Origin of the sequence: Mixta gaviniae, assembly GCF_002953195.1 — a bacterium.
In the GTDB taxonomy this organism is placed as follows: Bacteria; Pseudomonadota; Gammaproteobacteria; order Enterobacterales; family Enterobacteriaceae; genus Mixta; species Mixta gaviniae.
The window spans coordinates 2,502,577-2,515,990 of record NZ_CP026377.1; the positions used below are offsets into that span (position 1 = coordinate 2,502,577).

The window sequence follows — 13,414 nt, forward strand, 5'->3', positions numbered from 1 at the left end:
TTTAAAGCACTGCTAACGCACGAAGGCTTGCAGCCCTGTTAGTTGTTTGGTAACGATTCAAATTCGGCTTCTGAGAGTGAAATAATCCCGCTCAGCGGCGTCAGTAAGTCCGGAGCTGGCTGCATCATCCATGCCGGGGGCGGAGGTGGGTTGCTTCTTACAGATGGCGTTGAGCTGTAACCGACGGCGGCCAGAGTCGACATCCCGATGCAGATCGCTAATGGTTTTTTTCGCATCCGCTAATTCCTTCGTGTACTTCTGGTCGAGGGCTGCAACATTTTATTGCCCGCGCTGCAAATCGTTAATGGTTTCCTGCCGCTGTTCAGCCAGGCTGGCGGCGGTGGTATATTTTGTGTGATAGTGATGAGCGATCGAGCCAAAAATCACCATACAGGCAGCAAGCAGGAACCACAACAGGGAACGCCAGTTATTTGCCAGCCAGATCATCAGCACTCTCCGCCAGGCATAATGAACGCTCCATATCGCGGCGGTTCATCAACCCACGCCACTTCATGCCATCCGCGTAAACCCAGCGGCGTAACTCTTCGCAGACACCGTTAACATTACTTGCGTTAAGCTTTTTCAGAAGCGTTGATTTAGAGAACGCTATAGGTAAAGCTGTAGATGGCGGCTCGCTGGTATTCACCCAGCGGCACCTTTACCAGAGGATCTACCTGAGTTTTAACCTTGCTAACCCGATTCCACAGCAGCCGGTCGCATTCTTTATCGTTGTAGGTTTTACCCTGCACGACACCGGCGCCGGTAATGCCGTCACAAACTATCCAAACACGAGCAACGTCTTTATAGGGGTCGTACACTCGCCCTTCCACGCCATCCTTACTACCCAGGAAAACGGAGTAATCAACATCGCCCCGCCGCCAGCCGCTGCCAGCAACTTATTGCGCAGGCTGTTTGACATAGCCATGTGCTAATCCTCATTCAGTTGCTGCTGTGTGGGCCAGCGCTGGAGAGCCTGAATCTGCGCCAATGTGTGCTTTCGTTTGTAATACCAGTTAATAGCGAATGTGAATAACGCCACGATAATGCCCGCGATAACGCCGACGGCGCTCCATTCGTCAGGACTGAGCCGGGTCAACAGGCCGTTGGCTACTGCCCCAGCAGATGCGCCGTAAGCTGCGCCTGATGCCAGTTTGCTCATATGATTGATGCTCATTGCCACCTCCGTGATTACGGTCGGTGCTGTCTGTAGTCTGAATAAAAGCGCCCCCTTCCCACACAGCAAAAGGGAATAGGAATAAGGACTGGAAGGGAGCAAAAAGAAAAGGCCAGATCTGTGGCTGACCTCTTTAAAAACATCCCTGACGCAAAAGCAGTAACTGCCCGGCTCGTCAACTGCAGGGATTTTTATGTGTTGTGGTGGCCATTCTTTCAGACGGCAGTGATGGCGTTTCCCTCCTGTCCCCACCCTGACAGTTACCCTGCGCATTTCTTATGCCGGGCTTGATTCACCACAACGTGAAAGACACTGAGAACTGTTAGCAGCAGTGCCCGTGTAAGCGGAGTGTGGGCCCGTTACACACCAGTGTCTTTTACGTTGTGTTGAAATAAAAAAACCCCGCCGCTTGGCGAGGTTCTGTTTTGATGTTTGTGGCTGAAGGTTATAAAAACCCCACGATGGGATAACTATAAGTCATTTTCGGACAAAATCAAGAATTTTGTTTATAAAGTGCTGTGATAATGGTCGAAAATGGCTATCTTGTGATTTTTTGAAACTGTGCGTCAGCATAGCTTTCTTCTATGTCGAGTTTTGCCACCAGCTTTTCGAAGAACGGTCGCCAGTTCCGGTTCCATGTTCTTTCCTGAAAGTCTGGCAAAATAGCCTTAACGGCGCGGTATGCTTTACTTCCCGGCATACGTTTAAATCCTCTCCCTTCACACCGCTCGCATTTTTTCTCAACAATGCAGCCCTGTGCCTTTGATGCCTCAATATCCCGCGCGCGACCACTACCGTTACAACGACAGCGGGCTGAGATTGTTCCTTTGCCGTGACATGTCACGCAGGTTTTTTCTGTACTGTCGAGGCGGTATTTTGGGGGAACATATCCGGGGCTTTCCGGTGAGCCGCATCCTGGGTGAACCATGACATGCTCTAATCCGTTAATCAGGCCGCGTCCGTTGCAGTCCGGGCATACCTCGCTACTGGCTGCCGAGCGTGCATATTCCTCAAGCGCCATCTTAGACAGCACGGCAAGGCATGCGGGTAATTTGGGGCCAGCAGCTTTCACAACCAGCTTTGGGGCATTGTCGCGGGCATAACGCATAAGGTGCTGTACTGCTTTTTGTTTATCCTCGGGGCTGATGCCAGATTTAGCCAGAAGAGCAGCTACGCCGAATGGAGCCTTTGACTGACACATGCCAATAGCAGCCATTAAATCCGTCCCACTGTGACCGTCAAACGCTGTTGCCCGTGATGTATCACTGATGTTCATCGTCTTTGGGCTGAAATATTTAAGTGATGATTCGATTTTCATGCTCACCTGTCTCCACACATTTTTATTTCTTGCCTGTTCCAGTCACGCCGACTGCAATCGCGTGATCCATAAACCTGAAAAGCAGCGCTAACTGGCTGCCGTACTGCTCTTCAAACGCCTGCATGTCCGCATGCAATTCATCGTGATGCGCCCTGCAAAGCGGAATCACGAATAAATCATGCGCCTTTGTTCCCATACCTCCCTGCCCATGCCCGATGATGTGATGCGGATCGTCTGCGGGCATACCGCAACAGGCGCAGTTCTGTGCTTTAACCCACCGGGTATATGACTCGTTTTCCCAGCGCCGACGCCTTGGCCTCAGCATGAACGATTCCGGCGACTCCGGGTCGACATTCAAGGCGAGGATGCGCTTTACCTCAACGCTGGCGTTCCTGAGCATGCCAACAGCGTCAGGCTCAGGAATAATAAACGCCTCTTTTTTAGGTCCCGTAGATGCCTTTTCGACCGGTAACCGCAGCACGCGCCGCGCTGCCATATCAGGGATGAGGTCAATAGCTTCCTTCAGTGATGCCCACCAGCATAATTCAGGCCACGTCAACGGGTGCTCTTCCCCCAGCCCCATATCATGGCACGCTGTGCGGATCACCCAGGCGGCTACGTTGAGCTTTGCGGTCTCTTCCAGCCGCTCAGGAACAGCGATATCCCTGAACTGGTTGTCGTGACTGTAGCAAAGGCAGACCGCACCGCTTTCGGTGCGCAGCGTGGTTTGATGGTGGGGATGGTAATCCCCGCCAGCCTGCCACTGGCATGTGTTCAGCGTCGCCACCCAATCCTCCAGAGCGCGCCTGCCACCAGCAGCTCTGATAACGCGCTCAGCGGTAAAAAAATTAATGAGCGGCTTTTCATCCAGCAACGGCTGGCCTCCATCAGCCAGGCGGCCTGATGGCAGGTCCTCCATGGAATGCGGTGGCGTCATGATGAGAACGCGCGTACGGAACATGGGGAGCAGCTCCGCGCCCGGCTTCAGAATAACAATGCCTGTCTTAGGTGCCACATCGGGCGTTAATAATGCTCTCATGCGACCCTCAGTTGACGGTATCAAGAAGACGCAGGAGTTCTGCAAACTTCGATTCAAAGAAATGCGGCTGCGTTTCGCGCGGGTTTACCGGGCTGGTGATATTTTTCCCGTACAGGCGGCCTTTGGCTGTGAGCGACCAAAAGTTTTTGATGCCATTAAGCCCTGAATTGCTTCGGCGGGTTTTCTGTTCTGCAATGCCAAGCTTCACCAGTTGATGATATGCCTGGCTCGCTGACATCCGAACGCCGTTAGCCTTCAGAAGAGCACTGAGTGATTGTGTCGGGCGGCTTGAGCCGTCTGTCGCGCCAGCTGGTGCGTCAACAGCATAATGAGGCATCAGATCAGGCAGGCCAGCTGCATGCTGTAATTTCTGGTAGGCACCCAGCTTTGACGAATTTGAAAGGTTGAGCATCTTTGCTGCGGATTCAAGAAGGATAACGCCAGCCTGCACCTTATCAGCTGAAACGCTCGCCGGGATTTGCCCCTGGCTCACTACAGCATCAAACGTACGGATCACTTTAAGGTGAAATTTCGGGCTTACCCACATCGCGTAGGAGTAAACCAGTTCCTTACAGACATAGGTACCCTGCCCGCTGCCACCGCGTATGGCATTGACAGGGGCGATACCCAAATTTTGGGTAACGGCTAATTCTTCAACAAGTTCTGATGTCTGCTGACTGGAAAGGAACTTTCCTGGCTCTTTGGTGCGCTCGTTCGCGCCACTGGTAATGGCCGCCCGATGCAAATCATTAAGGCAGTAACGTCCGTCGATATCGCGGCGAACAGAAATGCCATCAATTACGAATAGCTGATTCATTGGTTTCTCCACACGTAGTTTTATCCGGCCCCGCCCCTTTGTCTGCAAACAAACGAGACCGACCTTTGCGCGCTGCTCCTGCAAGAACAACGCGCATAGTTAATATAACGAATTTCATTGGCCCTGTATCAGCGAAGATGTTTCAGCTACATTTTTTTCCTATCGAAAAAATTAATACGTTTTTTTCATTCACTGTGACCTGTCACGCTAAAGCAATTATATAAAACCTTACAACCCCTATCCCTAGTAAGATCATAAGGTTAAGCCTTAATCACTGCAGTGAAATCAGGTTTTTCTTGTTTAATTATCAAGCGAACCAATGATTTTCTTTAATTCCTCTGGATCAACAATTGACGCCGCATAGCATTTTAACTTTAGAGGGATTACGCCTGACTGTTCATCATTAGCGGATACATACCTTATTTTAACGTTGCAGTCCGTTTTTTCTATCGAGGAAAGTTTGGAGTTTTTATCTTCTGCATCTGCTATTACAGAGCTATTTAAAGAGGACGGAACGGATTTAAGCAGCTTAGAAGTATTTCATTGAAGCAGTTCCCCGCCAATTGCAAGGTTGACTGGGTTAGTGAAACCGTAACCAGGAACCTCAATAGTAACTTGTTTTATTGCAACATCAATTTGCCCATCATTAGACACTAAAAGTGATAAATTACGTGGGCTACTAGTTACCACTGATGCGCTAACATAAACCTGCTTACTGTAATGCCATTTATCTGCAACAAAGGTTACAGCCGAAGCCAGAATCGCTGAAGCTGCCAAAACCTCTGATACACAAGTAACATGCTTAGCAGTAATTCCCCACATTTTTTCCTGTCCTTAATGCTATTATTGGTGTTAAATCTTTTATCACATTAAAATTATTTATCAATATATCCACTCTACCATTGCGTTTAACCTCTCCCTACTCAACTGAAAATCTCATGATCTGGCTATCGTCTTTCCAGACCCCGGCGTAGGTCAGGCTGTCAAAAAGCGCTTTCTGGAAGTTGTCCAAATCGCGCTTACGGCGGTCAGGCGGATATAATACGATACTAACGTCTAAAGGACAGGTTAATGGCTTAGGACGACAACTGAGCTGCTCGTATACGGCGGCGATGGCATTGGCGCGGAAACAGCGCCCGGAGGCGCTGATTTTCATTCCCTTATTTGTTGCCCGCCAGTAGCCGTTTACGCTTGGCGGGAAAGGCAGGATTAGCTTCATGCTGTTTCTCCTGCGCTCTGGCTGACGCTTTGCTCAAACTGTTCGCGAATAGCTTCTCTCAGCATTCTGATGTTCGACCAGCAATTTCGGTCAGTTTTTTCCAGCAGCTGGATGAATTCATTCATTGAGAGGCCGTTGTCCAGGTGAGTTTCGATAGCCACCGAGACAAAGCGCATGAACCGTTCAGCGTTTTCATCTGAATCACCATACTGCGTTGTAATCCACGCCTTCAGCGCTTCGTCATCCTGCCTGGTTTTAATCAGCTTCACGGCTTTGGCGATCGTTTCAGTGGGTACCACAACAATTTCAGGACGTTCGACTGAGTCAGCAGCCCATGTATGCGCAAACTTTGACTCGTTGAACGTAAATTCAGGCTTGCTGCCGAACATAGCCGATGCACATGCCCAGACCTCTACGCCGCTCTGGTTGATAATGTCATCCCGGGTAAGTGGCAACGCTGTTTCGCCTGTTGTTTCTTCCTGGGCTGGCCCAAGTTCTGCTTTGGGCTGTGGGCACCCATGCACGTCACGATACTCTTCCAGAATACCCATCGCCTCCAGGTACAGTGTGTCGTCAGCAATAACGCCATCATCGGTAAAATAAAAGCTGGCCATCAGCTCCACCAGACGGCGGGCTTTGGTTACGCTGAACTGCGGCATAGCTGCGGCGCGGGTCAGCTTCTTCTTGCCAGCCGCTTTGACCTTTTCCATCTGCTCCTGAGCAACGGATGAGGCTTTAGCGCCATGTTCACGCTGCAGGGCGACGGCGGTCGTTGCGGCTACCTCACCAGCTTTCACCATCTCGATCAGGCCGTCACCGCAGGTCAGCAGCTGCAGATGCTGCTCTACGTCCGTAACCGAACGCTTAACCTTCTTCGCGATTTCTGCCGGTTCCCACCCCTGATTAATCAGGCGCTGATATGCGGCGGCACGCTCCAGAGGCTGTAATGCACGCCCCTGGCTGCTGGTAACCATGAAGGCGATGCGATCGGCTTCACTGCCTACGAAGTCTTTGCATTCCAGGCGCAGCTCATAACCCGCTTCCTGTGCCATTTTCGCGCCGAAGTAGCGGTGATGGCCGTCGATAACCTTAATGCCCTTCTCTGTGACCTGAACGGCCAGCGGAGGAACATGCTCACCGGCAATAAACGCATCGCGGAATTCTTCTGCGTGCGTCTGGTCAATCTCACGGACGTTGTAGCCCGGTTCAACGTACAGTTCATCAACGCCCAGTAAATAGGTTTTGCGGGTAGTTATTTCAGTAGAGTTTTTTTCTTTGTCTTTGTAAACGAGTGATAGCGTGCTCATACAGTTGCCAGCTCCCATGTCAGGAAAATAACCAGTGCGGTAATCATCAGTGCCGCGGTGCGAATGCTTTGGTAAAAAACAACGTTTTGTTCGTAGTGGCCTGGTACCTTGCGTTTCACCGGAACACATCCTCCAGGCTCGCATCGCGAACGATGGCGCTGCTTATCCCGCCATAGCTTCCGCAGCGAACGGCACCTGTACTGATGCAGTGTTTGCGCCGCAGAATGGCTTTCTGACGTAAGGTTTCTTTGCGGGTTGAATCCATCGCACACAGCCAGACCTCAGCGGCGCGATTCCACCAGCCCTTTTCTTCAAGCCGACAAGCTTTATCACTCAACTCTGAAAACCTCTGGTCCCCTTCTGAAGCCTGCTCTGACACGAAGTAGCGCCCTTTAGCGTCACGGTACGCATCACCGATGAGAGTAAGCGCGCTAAGTATCCCGTTTACGTCAGGACGGCGAATACCCGTAGCCCTGGTCAGTTGAGCGGACGTTATCCCCGGATACGCCAGGAGGTAAGTAAGAATCAGTGCTTTGTCGTTCATCATGCTTCTCCTGTTAAGCGCCACGGAAACCGTCGGGGATTTGGTTGTCTGTCTGAGAAATAATGTTGATATCGCGCTGTTGACCCGATTTGAACGTGTTCCACTGGCTGCGATCGGGTCGGCCGTTTCGCTCCCATTTTGTGGCTGACTTCAGATAGCCGGGGAAGTTAGACGGTGTGAACAGCGTTTTAGGGCGCAGGTATTGATCCTGTTCGGTGTCATGCCAGTGCTCATGCTTGTAATCGACCACCAGCTGCAGTTCGGAGACTGTATGACCATCAGCCAGGCGGGCGCGAACATTTGCCAGAGACGAATCGCTCATCTGGAATTTTGCCCCGGTCACCTGGTTGAGATGCAACAGAACCTGTTTAGCCAGAGAATTAATAACTTCATTAGGGTCGGGTTGCACAGCAACCGGACAAGAAGTGTCTTTTGTAATCTCTGTAGTAATCTCTGTTGTATTCTCTGTAAGATCGGGACAAGTTGACCCGTTGGATGAGCCCAGATTGGCCCTCTCCATTGGGACGATTTGACCTTTTCGATCGGGGCAATTTGACCTTCTCGATGGGGTCAATTTGTCCCCATCGGATAACAGAGGGCTTCTGTGATTGATCGCATAATAATTTGTGCGGTCATGCTGAGTCTTTTTAAGCTGCTCAACATAGATAAGTTCAAGATTTTTCAGTGAGGTTAATGCTCTTTTCACTGTCTTTTCAGACCAAAAAGGGAATTGCTGTGTCCATTCCTCGATGGTGTTATAAACCCAACGGCGGCCGTCATGCTCTACGCCAGAGGTAGTGTCTTCCAGCCAGTAGCAAATTTGCTGAAGCACGATCGCTTCATTAAGGCCGATGCGGCTCGCTAGCTCAGGGCTAATCACTAATGGTTTAACCTTAAGTAACAAACTCATGGCTCTACCTTCCTGAAATTTTTTTGCCAGTCACGGCGCGGGCAGATGCAATCATGCTCGTAGCCAGGCCGCTGGTAAATGACGCGATGATTAACGATGTCAACGCCAATCGTCTCAACGACCACACCATGCTGATCCAGAAAACGCTCAACCCAAGGTTTAATAATTTCGTTATCCATAGCGACTAAACCTTACTCTCACGTACCAGTGAACGGCCACTATCTACAACCCAAGCGGCAAACTGGTAGTTGCTGGCAATCCAGCGACCCATTACATTGACCTCATACCGAAATGGGGAAGCAGTTTTTCCGCCTGACATTGCCCGGCAGCGTAATTGCGGCACACCTGCTTTTCTGGTTAAAATGCTCATGCGATTAATTTCTCCACACACGATTTGGTCGCGAACGACACCCGGGGCTGCAACCCCCGGGTATCACTTTTTTAGTGATTTTTTCTTGCGAAAAAGAGCCAGAATTGCCCGAACTTCTTCCCGAGCAGCCAGATGCTTGTGGTGGAAATTTTCGATTTCTTGCGCTTCCATTTCATCTATCGCGCCATCTTCCAAAGCCTGTCCGATGATCTGGTCAACGTAACCGCGCATCGCTGCCGTGCGCATTTTTTTACTAAATCGTTCCTCTCTGTCCATGTCCTCAAACTTCGGGACATCTACCAACAGCGCCCCACGTCGGCGGGCAAAGTAGTCGCCCAGCAGGCTGGTACCCGGCAGATCTTCCATCGCTTCCAGCTCGTGATGTTCAAAGAACCGGCAGCCATTTTTCTCATACAGATTGTTGTTGAATTGCGTTGCAGTCATCACCAGCGCGCCTGCCATTGCCGAACGACCACCAGGGTCGGATTTGCACATCGCCTTTACTGTCTCTTTTATGCCTACCATCTCGGTTTTCCTTTGGTATTTACGCTGCTTCTGCAGTTGGGGTAGTCTTTCCGTACAGGGACGGTTCGAATATAAGTTTCCCGTTAGTACGCAAAGCTGCCTCTGTTGCCCGGCCTTTGGGGATTATCCCGTTCGGGCGCTTACGCCACTGATAAAACGCTTCTGGTGACACATTAAAAAAAGCTGCTGCTTTGTTTGGGGTGCCGAAATACTTCTCTAAGTCTGTGGTTGTCATACATACCATCCTAATATTTCTTAGATGATATTTTCTAATTTAACTTTGGTCAATAAAAACTAAGATTACTTAGCTATTTTTTATTCAGGGGATACATTGTGAGCTCTCTAGGAAAACGCTTGCGAGCGTTACGAACGGAAAGGAAGCTGACCCAAGGGCAGCTTGGCAAGGCAGTCGGCGTTTCAGATGTAACAGTTGGGTATTGGGAAAGAGACTTAAACACTCCGGGCGGCAAATCTCTATCAAAGCTGGCGGCATTTTTAGGTGTAAGCGAAAGCCATCTATTGTACGGTAAAGAGGATGAAGCAAACGTAGCGCCTGCATCACCTGGAGCATTAAAAGTACCCATAATCAGCTACGTACAGGCTGGCGTATGGAGTGCTGAATGTGATGCACGCAATTTAGAAGGGAATATCGATTACGTGTTGACCACCGGTGACTTCTCTCAAGGCACCTTTGCTCTGAAGATTAAAGGTAAATCTATGGAGCCAGAGTTTGTTGAAGGAGATTTAATCCTTGTAGATCCTGAGTTGAGACCGCAACCTGGAGATTATGTAGTTGCCAAGAACGGCGAAGACGAAGCAACTTTCAAAAAGTATCGGGCAAGAGGAATTACCGAAGATGGTAAAGAAATCTTTGAACTCGTACCGCTAAACGAAGATTTTGCTATTCGTAGCTCTGCTACAGAAAAATTCAATATCATTGGCGTTCTTGTTGAACACCGCCGACTAATACGCCGCTAAGCGACCCATCACTCAAGCCTAAATTTATTTAGGCTTATCTCTTGATCATAAACCTAAGTTATCTTAGATTTAGCATATCGAAGCAAGCTTGATGCTGTCCAGGAATCTTTTGCCATGAAGTACTAACGTGGTTAGACCGCAGCAGCCGAAAGGCAGCAATCGCGGAGTAATGACCTGCGTCCGAGTCTCACGTCGTGAGTCAGCTTCGCATCTGGTTAGGGTTAATGAATAGAAGTAGCGCCGGGGAAGCATCAGGAACGCCAATCCTGAACTGGTTATGGGTGGCCACAGGGCGGCATACGACTCAAGGGCATGAGCGCAGCCACTGCGAGAGTGTGGCAGACAACAGAAAGAGCATCAGCCGATGGTGGGTATAGCACCTGAAGCGTTCTGACAATGCTTTCCCTTTTGTAAGTATGTGGAGTAATCGGGGCTGTGGGCTATTGCAGTAGCTTACCAGCCAAAAACTGAATCCCTTTCTTTTTTATTGCCATCACTGGCAAGGGATTCATGCAACCAAAAATCATGTGTGGGGAGATAAATGCAAAAGCCTAATGACCATATCACCGTAGGGATAATCACCCTGCCCTACAGCTTTATTTTAGGTGGCTGGGTTACCCCAAAAGGTAATGTGGTCACCAATCTGTTAACAGCTCAGCGCATCGCTGAAGACCTTAACAGCAAAGTAACCATTCACTGAGGCCACCAGCATGAAAACCGAATTATCAAATAAAGAGTTGGTTGCCGCAGGGCACCAGTTTGCCAAGGCTATGGGCATGGATACACCGTTGATCGAGCTTGCGAAGATGATCGCTGAGCTGGCGACCCGCCTCGATGTGGCGCTGGTGCGTGGCGATGAACTGCAGGAGCTGGCACAGCAGGAGCCGCGATACTTTTAACGGGAGCGTAATCTATACAACGGCATGAGAACGGCATGGGAAGAAGTAGATGCCGAGGGTCTAGCGCACCTGAGAGAAATAACCGACACGGAAACAGCCGAAATTATTGAGCCGTTCGACCGCGCCGCGCCGCCAGCACCGGTGGTGCCGAAGGGCTGGCAGTTGGTGCCGATCGAGCCAACACAGGAAATGATCGCCGCGGGTCGTGAGTGCGCCAATACCCTGACATATCGTTCTATGCTCAAAGTCGCGCCGGGGTGGATTGATGCCTAAATCCCCTGCCGAGCGTAAAGCTGCACAACGTGCCCGGCAGGCCGCTGCGGGCGTTAAGACACTGCAACTGGCACTTGATGCTCAGGAAGTGGAAATAGTGGCGCAGAATTGCGCCGCCCGGCGTCCGGGTCGTGAACCCTATGAACTGAACGAGTATATCGCCCTATTAATTCGCCAAGACAATGCGCGAGGCGTAGCCGTATTCGTTCCATCCGTAAGCGCCAGTGCGGCAAGTGTGGCGATCGGCTGCCGGTCAACGCCTGTCCGTGCCAGGGTGATTCGCAGTGCTGGGTCACTAGCGGACATAAGGAACTAATTTTAACGTTGTGACATGTCACAATTAAAGAAGCATACCTGTTGCAGCAGGTTAATGTGTGGAGAATGTATGGGGCAGTTAATACCGATAAAAGAATGGGCCACTGGTCCCAATGGATTCAGGTATCCGCCTAAATCCGTCACGCTTAACACTTACGCAAAGACGGGATAAATCTACCCACAACCGATAAAACAAGGTAGATGTTGGGTCGTAGATGAACACGCTAAATTCATTGGGGTCCAGGCAAAGCCTGATATTTCAGCAAATCTATCGCGCCCTGCTCGCGCCTTATTGGAGAAAGCTCTTAATGGCGGCACGCCCCAGAAAACATAATGTCTCGATCCCTAACCTTTACTGCAAGCTTGATAAGCGGACCAGTAAGGTTTATTGGCAATATCGCCATCCTTTAACGAACCAGTTTATCGGTTTTGGAACAGATGAAACCGCAGCTAAGGAGGCTGCGGTTGAAGCCAACAGGCTAATCAGCCAGCAACAGACCAGCCAGATTTCCATGCTGGTTGATATGGCTATAAGGAAGGAGTCGAAAACCGATCCGGGCACCCGGCTTTTCGAATGGATCAGTAAATACATAAAAATTTGTGAGGAACGTTTTAAGGCTAAGGAAATTGCGCTGTCGACCATGAAAACCCGCGCACAGTACGCCAGGATTCTGGAACGGCGTTTTCCCGATGCTCGCTTAAAGGATATAGATACAAAGTCTATTGCTATGGTCCTTGATGAATATAAGGACAGCGGGAAATCACGCATGTCGCAACTCTTGCGCGGTGTCTGGATTGACCTTTTTAAAGAAGCGCAGCATGCAGGTGAAGTTGACCAAGGCTTTAACCCAGCTTTAGCAACCAAAAAGGCCCATAACAAAGTTAAGCGCTCCCGTCTTTCTTTCAGCGACTGGCAAAAAATTTATGAAGCAGCGAAAGAGAAATGGCCACCAGCAGCTTCTAACTCAATGCTTCTGGCTCTGGTTACTGGGCAGCGCCGTTCTGACATAGCTAAAATGAAATTTACAGATATCTGGGACGGCTACCTTCACATTGAGCAATTAAAGACAGGGTCACGGATAGCTCTCCCCCTTACGCTTCGTTGTGATGCGTTAGAAATGACCTTATCAGATGTGGTTGCAATCTGTCGTGACAGAGTTTTAAGCCCTTACATGATTCACCATAGCCGTCCACACGGTGCAGCTAAAGCCGGTGATCCTTTAGATGAAAACTCATTGTCTCGCTACTTTTCTGAATCCCGCGACATAGCAGGCATAAAAGTAGCAAAAGACAAAACACCACCGTCATTTCATGAACAGCGTTCTTTATCGGAAAGGCTCTATCGTGCCCAAGGGATCGACACTCAACTTCTTTTGGGCCATAAATCTATGGCAATGACCGATCGTTATAATGATGAGCGTGGTTCGGGCTGGCAAACTCTGGCGATTTGAGCAAGCCAATAACAGTTCAATCTTTTCAGATTTTAAAATTCATTTTGGAGGGAAATTTTGGAGGGGTTTTGGGGAAGGATAAAAATTCATATTATTTAGCAAGTTATCATTCCGCTATTTGCTTCACAAGCAGGCGGCAGAGGGTTAGCAGTCAGGCCGCTGCCTGAAATGGCCCTGCATACGGGCGGCGCGTTCTGTCGCGCCACCCCGTCCGCCCGCGCATCGGCAAAAGGCGGATCGTGGGCAATAAAAAAGCCGGTCGCTGACCGGCTTTT

Annotated in this window: 19 protein-coding genes and 3 pseudogenes; 7 read left to right on the plus strand and 15 right to left on the minus strand. The window is 50.0% G+C overall.

What is annotated here, in order from left to right; genetic code table 11:
- Positions 1–38: 38 nt before the first annotated feature.
- From C2E15_RS22345 to C2E15_RS22035, 13 genes and pseudogenes are all read right to left on the minus strand, one after another.
- Entirely contained in the window at positions 39–236 is a 198-nt protein-coding gene (locus tag C2E15_RS22345) for an Rz1 family lipoprotein (RefSeq protein ID WP_425438005.1), read from the minus strand.
- 43 nt (positions 237–279) lie between these two features.
- Positions 280–447, minus strand: a complete 168-nt coding sequence (locus C2E15_RS22030; RefSeq protein WP_245912253.1) for a hypothetical protein — start codon at positions 445–447, stop codon at positions 280–282.
- Positions 428–925, minus strand: a pseudogene (locus C2E15_RS11620) (lysozyme). The gene C2E15_RS22030 and the pseudogene C2E15_RS11620 overlap by 20 nt, the downstream one beginning before the upstream one ends.
- 3 nt (positions 926–928) lie before the next feature.
- Positions 929–1,174 carry a phage holin gene (locus C2E15_RS11625; protein WP_167391864.1) on the minus strand — a complete coding sequence of 82 codons (246 nt, stop codon included), beginning with the start codon at positions 1,172–1,174 and terminating at the stop codon, positions 929–931.
- A 538-nt stretch (positions 1,175–1,712) separates the two neighbouring features.
- Positions 1,713–2,492 (minus strand): antitermination protein Q, encoded by a 780-nt coding sequence (locus C2E15_RS11630; protein WP_104957510.1) that lies wholly within the window; start codon positions 2,490–2,492, stop codon positions 1,713–1,715.
- Between the two features lie 22 nt (positions 2,493–2,514).
- Positions 2,515–3,531 carry a DUF968 domain-containing protein gene (locus C2E15_RS11635; RefSeq protein ID WP_104957511.1) on the minus strand — a complete coding sequence of 339 codons (1,017 nt, stop codon included), beginning with the start codon at positions 3,529–3,531 and terminating at the stop codon, positions 2,515–2,517.
- 7 nt (positions 3,532–3,538) lie between these two features.
- The gene (locus C2E15_RS11640) at positions 3,539–4,348 is read right to left on the minus strand and encodes a KilA-N domain-containing protein (RefSeq protein ID WP_104957512.1); all 810 of its coding nucleotides are present in this window, start codon (positions 4,346–4,348) and stop codon (positions 3,539–3,541) included.
- Between the two features lie 540 nt (positions 4,349–4,888).
- Positions 4,889–5,170, minus strand: coding sequence for a hypothetical protein (locus C2E15_RS21365; protein WP_128861307.1), 282 nt, complete (start codon positions 5,168–5,170; stop codon positions 4,889–4,891).
- 100 nt (positions 5,171–5,270) lie between these two features.
- A pseudogene (locus C2E15_RS11645) lies at positions 5,271–5,567 on the minus strand (RusA family crossover junction endodeoxyribonuclease); the annotation flags it as partial.
- Entirely contained in the window at positions 5,564–6,874 is a 1,311-nt protein-coding gene (locus C2E15_RS11650) for a ParB/RepB/Spo0J family partition protein (protein ID WP_104957514.1), read from the minus strand. The pseudogene C2E15_RS11645 and the gene C2E15_RS11650, both read right to left, overlap by 4 nt.
- A 115-nt stretch (positions 6,875–6,989) precedes the next feature.
- The gene (locus C2E15_RS11655; RefSeq protein ID WP_104957515.1) at positions 6,990–7,421 is read right to left on the minus strand and encodes a PerC family transcriptional regulator; all 432 of its coding nucleotides are present in this window, start codon (positions 7,419–7,421) and stop codon (positions 6,990–6,992) included.
- Between the two features lie 10 nt (positions 7,422–7,431).
- Positions 7,432–8,328, minus strand: coding sequence for a conserved phage C-terminal domain-containing protein (locus tag C2E15_RS11660; protein WP_104957516.1), 897 nt, complete (start codon positions 8,326–8,328; stop codon positions 7,432–7,434).
- Positions 8,325–8,426, minus strand: coding sequence for a DUF4222 domain-containing protein (locus tag C2E15_RS22035; RefSeq protein WP_245912399.1), 102 nt, complete (start codon positions 8,424–8,426; stop codon positions 8,325–8,327). Before C2E15_RS22035 ends, C2E15_RS11660 begins: the two co-directional genes overlap by 4 nt.
- Here C2E15_RS22035 and C2E15_RS22210 point away from each other — a divergent pair.
- Positions 8,382–8,516, plus strand: coding sequence for a hypothetical protein (locus tag C2E15_RS22210; protein WP_281257551.1), 135 nt, complete (start codon positions 8,382–8,384; stop codon positions 8,514–8,516). The genes C2E15_RS22035 and C2E15_RS22210 overlap by 45 nt on opposite strands.
- A 245-nt stretch (positions 8,517–8,761) precedes the next feature.
- On the opposite strand, the gene C2E15_RS11675 is transcribed toward C2E15_RS22210, so the two are convergent.
- Both C2E15_RS11675 and C2E15_RS11680 read right to left on the minus strand, forming a co-directional pair.
- Positions 8,762–9,223, minus strand: a complete 462-nt coding sequence (locus C2E15_RS11675; RefSeq protein ID WP_104957519.1) for a YmfL family putative regulatory protein — start codon at positions 9,221–9,223, stop codon at positions 8,762–8,764.
- A gap of 19 nt (positions 9,224–9,242) precedes the next feature.
- A complete protein-coding gene (locus C2E15_RS11680; RefSeq protein ID WP_104959160.1) occupies positions 9,243–9,458 on the minus strand; it encodes a Cro/CI family transcriptional regulator in 216 nt (71 codons plus the stop codon).
- 98 nt (positions 9,459–9,556) lie between these two features.
- Between C2E15_RS11680 and C2E15_RS11685 the strand changes: the two genes are divergently transcribed.
- From C2E15_RS11685 to C2E15_RS11715, 6 genes and pseudogenes are all read left to right on the plus strand, one after another.
- The gene (locus tag C2E15_RS11685; protein ID WP_104957520.1) at positions 9,557–10,201 is read left to right on the plus strand and encodes a LexA family protein; all 645 of its coding nucleotides are present in this window, start codon (positions 9,557–9,559) and stop codon (positions 10,199–10,201) included.
- Positions 10,202–10,742: 541 nt separating this feature from the next.
- On the plus strand, positions 10,743–10,901 hold the full coding sequence (locus C2E15_RS11690; protein ID WP_104957521.1) for a DUF1317 family protein: 159 nt from the start codon (positions 10,743–10,745) through the stop codon (positions 10,899–10,901).
- Between the two features lie 10 nt (positions 10,902–10,911).
- Positions 10,912–11,100, plus strand: a complete 189-nt coding sequence (locus C2E15_RS11695; protein WP_104957522.1) for a hypothetical protein — start codon at positions 10,912–10,914, stop codon at positions 11,098–11,100.
- A gap of 24 nt (positions 11,101–11,124) precedes the next feature.
- Positions 11,125–11,373: a hypothetical protein gene (locus tag C2E15_RS11700; protein ID WP_104957523.1), complete on the plus strand. Its 249-nt coding sequence runs from the start codon at positions 11,125–11,127 to the stop codon at positions 11,371–11,373.
- Positions 11,366–11,703, plus strand: a pseudogene (locus C2E15_RS11705) (hypothetical protein). Before C2E15_RS11700 ends, C2E15_RS11705 begins: the two are co-directional and overlap by 8 nt.
- 293 nt (positions 11,704–11,996) lie before the next feature.
- On the plus strand, positions 11,997–13,139 hold the full coding sequence (locus C2E15_RS11715; protein ID WP_104957524.1) for a phage integrase Arm DNA-binding domain-containing protein: 1,143 nt from the start codon (positions 11,997–11,999) through the stop codon (positions 13,137–13,139).
- The last annotated feature ends 275 nt before the right edge of the window (positions 13,140–13,414 follow it).

What these genes read in the sequence shown, in the direction of transcription:
- C2E15_RS22345 (WP_425438005.1), bottom strand. Translation starts at nt 236, where the DNA reads ATGCGAAAAAAACCATTAGCGATCTGCATCGGGATGTCGACTCTGGCC.
- C2E15_RS22030 (WP_245912253.1), bottom strand. Translation starts at nt 447, where the DNA reads ATGATCTGGCTGGCAAATAACTGGCGTTCCCTGTTGTGGTTCCTGCTT.
- C2E15_RS11625 (WP_167391864.1), bottom strand. Translation starts at nt 1,174, where the DNA reads ATGAGCATCAATCATATGAGCAAACTGGCATCAGGCGCAGCTTACGGC.
- C2E15_RS11630 (WP_104957510.1), bottom strand. Translation starts at nt 2,492, where the DNA reads ATGAAAATCGAATCATCACTTAAATATTTCAGCCCAAAGACGATGAAC.
- C2E15_RS11635 (WP_104957511.1), bottom strand. Translation starts at nt 3,531, where the DNA reads ATGAGAGCATTATTAACGCCCGATGTGGCACCTAAGACAGGCATTGTT.
- C2E15_RS11640 (WP_104957512.1), bottom strand. Translation starts at nt 4,348, where the DNA reads ATGAATCAGCTATTCGTAATTGATGGCATTTCTGTTCGCCGCGATATC.
- C2E15_RS21365 (WP_128861307.1), bottom strand. Translation starts at nt 5,170, where the DNA reads ATGTGGGGAATTACTGCTAAGCATGTTACTTGTGTATCAGAGGTTTTG.
- C2E15_RS11650 (WP_104957514.1), bottom strand. Translation starts at nt 6,874, where the DNA reads ATGAGCACGCTATCACTCGTTTACAAAGACAAAGAAAAAAACTCTACT.
- C2E15_RS11655 (WP_104957515.1), bottom strand. Translation starts at nt 7,421, where the DNA reads ATGATGAACGACAAAGCACTGATTCTTACTTACCTCCTGGCGTATCCG.
- C2E15_RS11660 (WP_104957516.1), bottom strand. Translation starts at nt 8,328, where the DNA reads ATGAGTTTGTTACTTAAGGTTAAACCATTAGTGATTAGCCCTGAGCTA.
- C2E15_RS22210 (WP_281257551.1), top strand. Translation starts at nt 8,382, where the DNA reads ATGCTCGTAGCCAGGCCGCTGGTAAATGACGCGATGATTAACGATGTC.
- C2E15_RS11675 (WP_104957519.1), bottom strand. Translation starts at nt 9,223, where the DNA reads ATGGTAGGCATAAAAGAGACAGTAAAGGCGATGTGCAAATCCGACCCT.
- C2E15_RS11680 (WP_104959160.1), bottom strand. Translation starts at nt 9,458, where the DNA reads ATGACAACCACAGACTTAGAGAAGTATTTCGGCACCCCAAACAAAGCA.
- C2E15_RS11690 (WP_104957521.1), top strand. Translation starts at nt 10,743, where the DNA reads ATGCAAAAGCCTAATGACCATATCACCGTAGGGATAATCACCCTGCCC.
- C2E15_RS11695 (WP_104957522.1), top strand. Translation starts at nt 10,912, where the DNA reads ATGAAAACCGAATTATCAAATAAAGAGTTGGTTGCCGCAGGGCACCAG.
- C2E15_RS11700 (WP_104957523.1), top strand. Translation starts at nt 11,125, where the DNA reads ATGAGAACGGCATGGGAAGAAGTAGATGCCGAGGGTCTAGCGCACCTG.
- C2E15_RS11715 (WP_104957524.1), top strand. Translation starts at nt 11,997, where the DNA reads ATGGCGGCACGCCCCAGAAAACATAATGTCTCGATCCCTAACCTTTAC.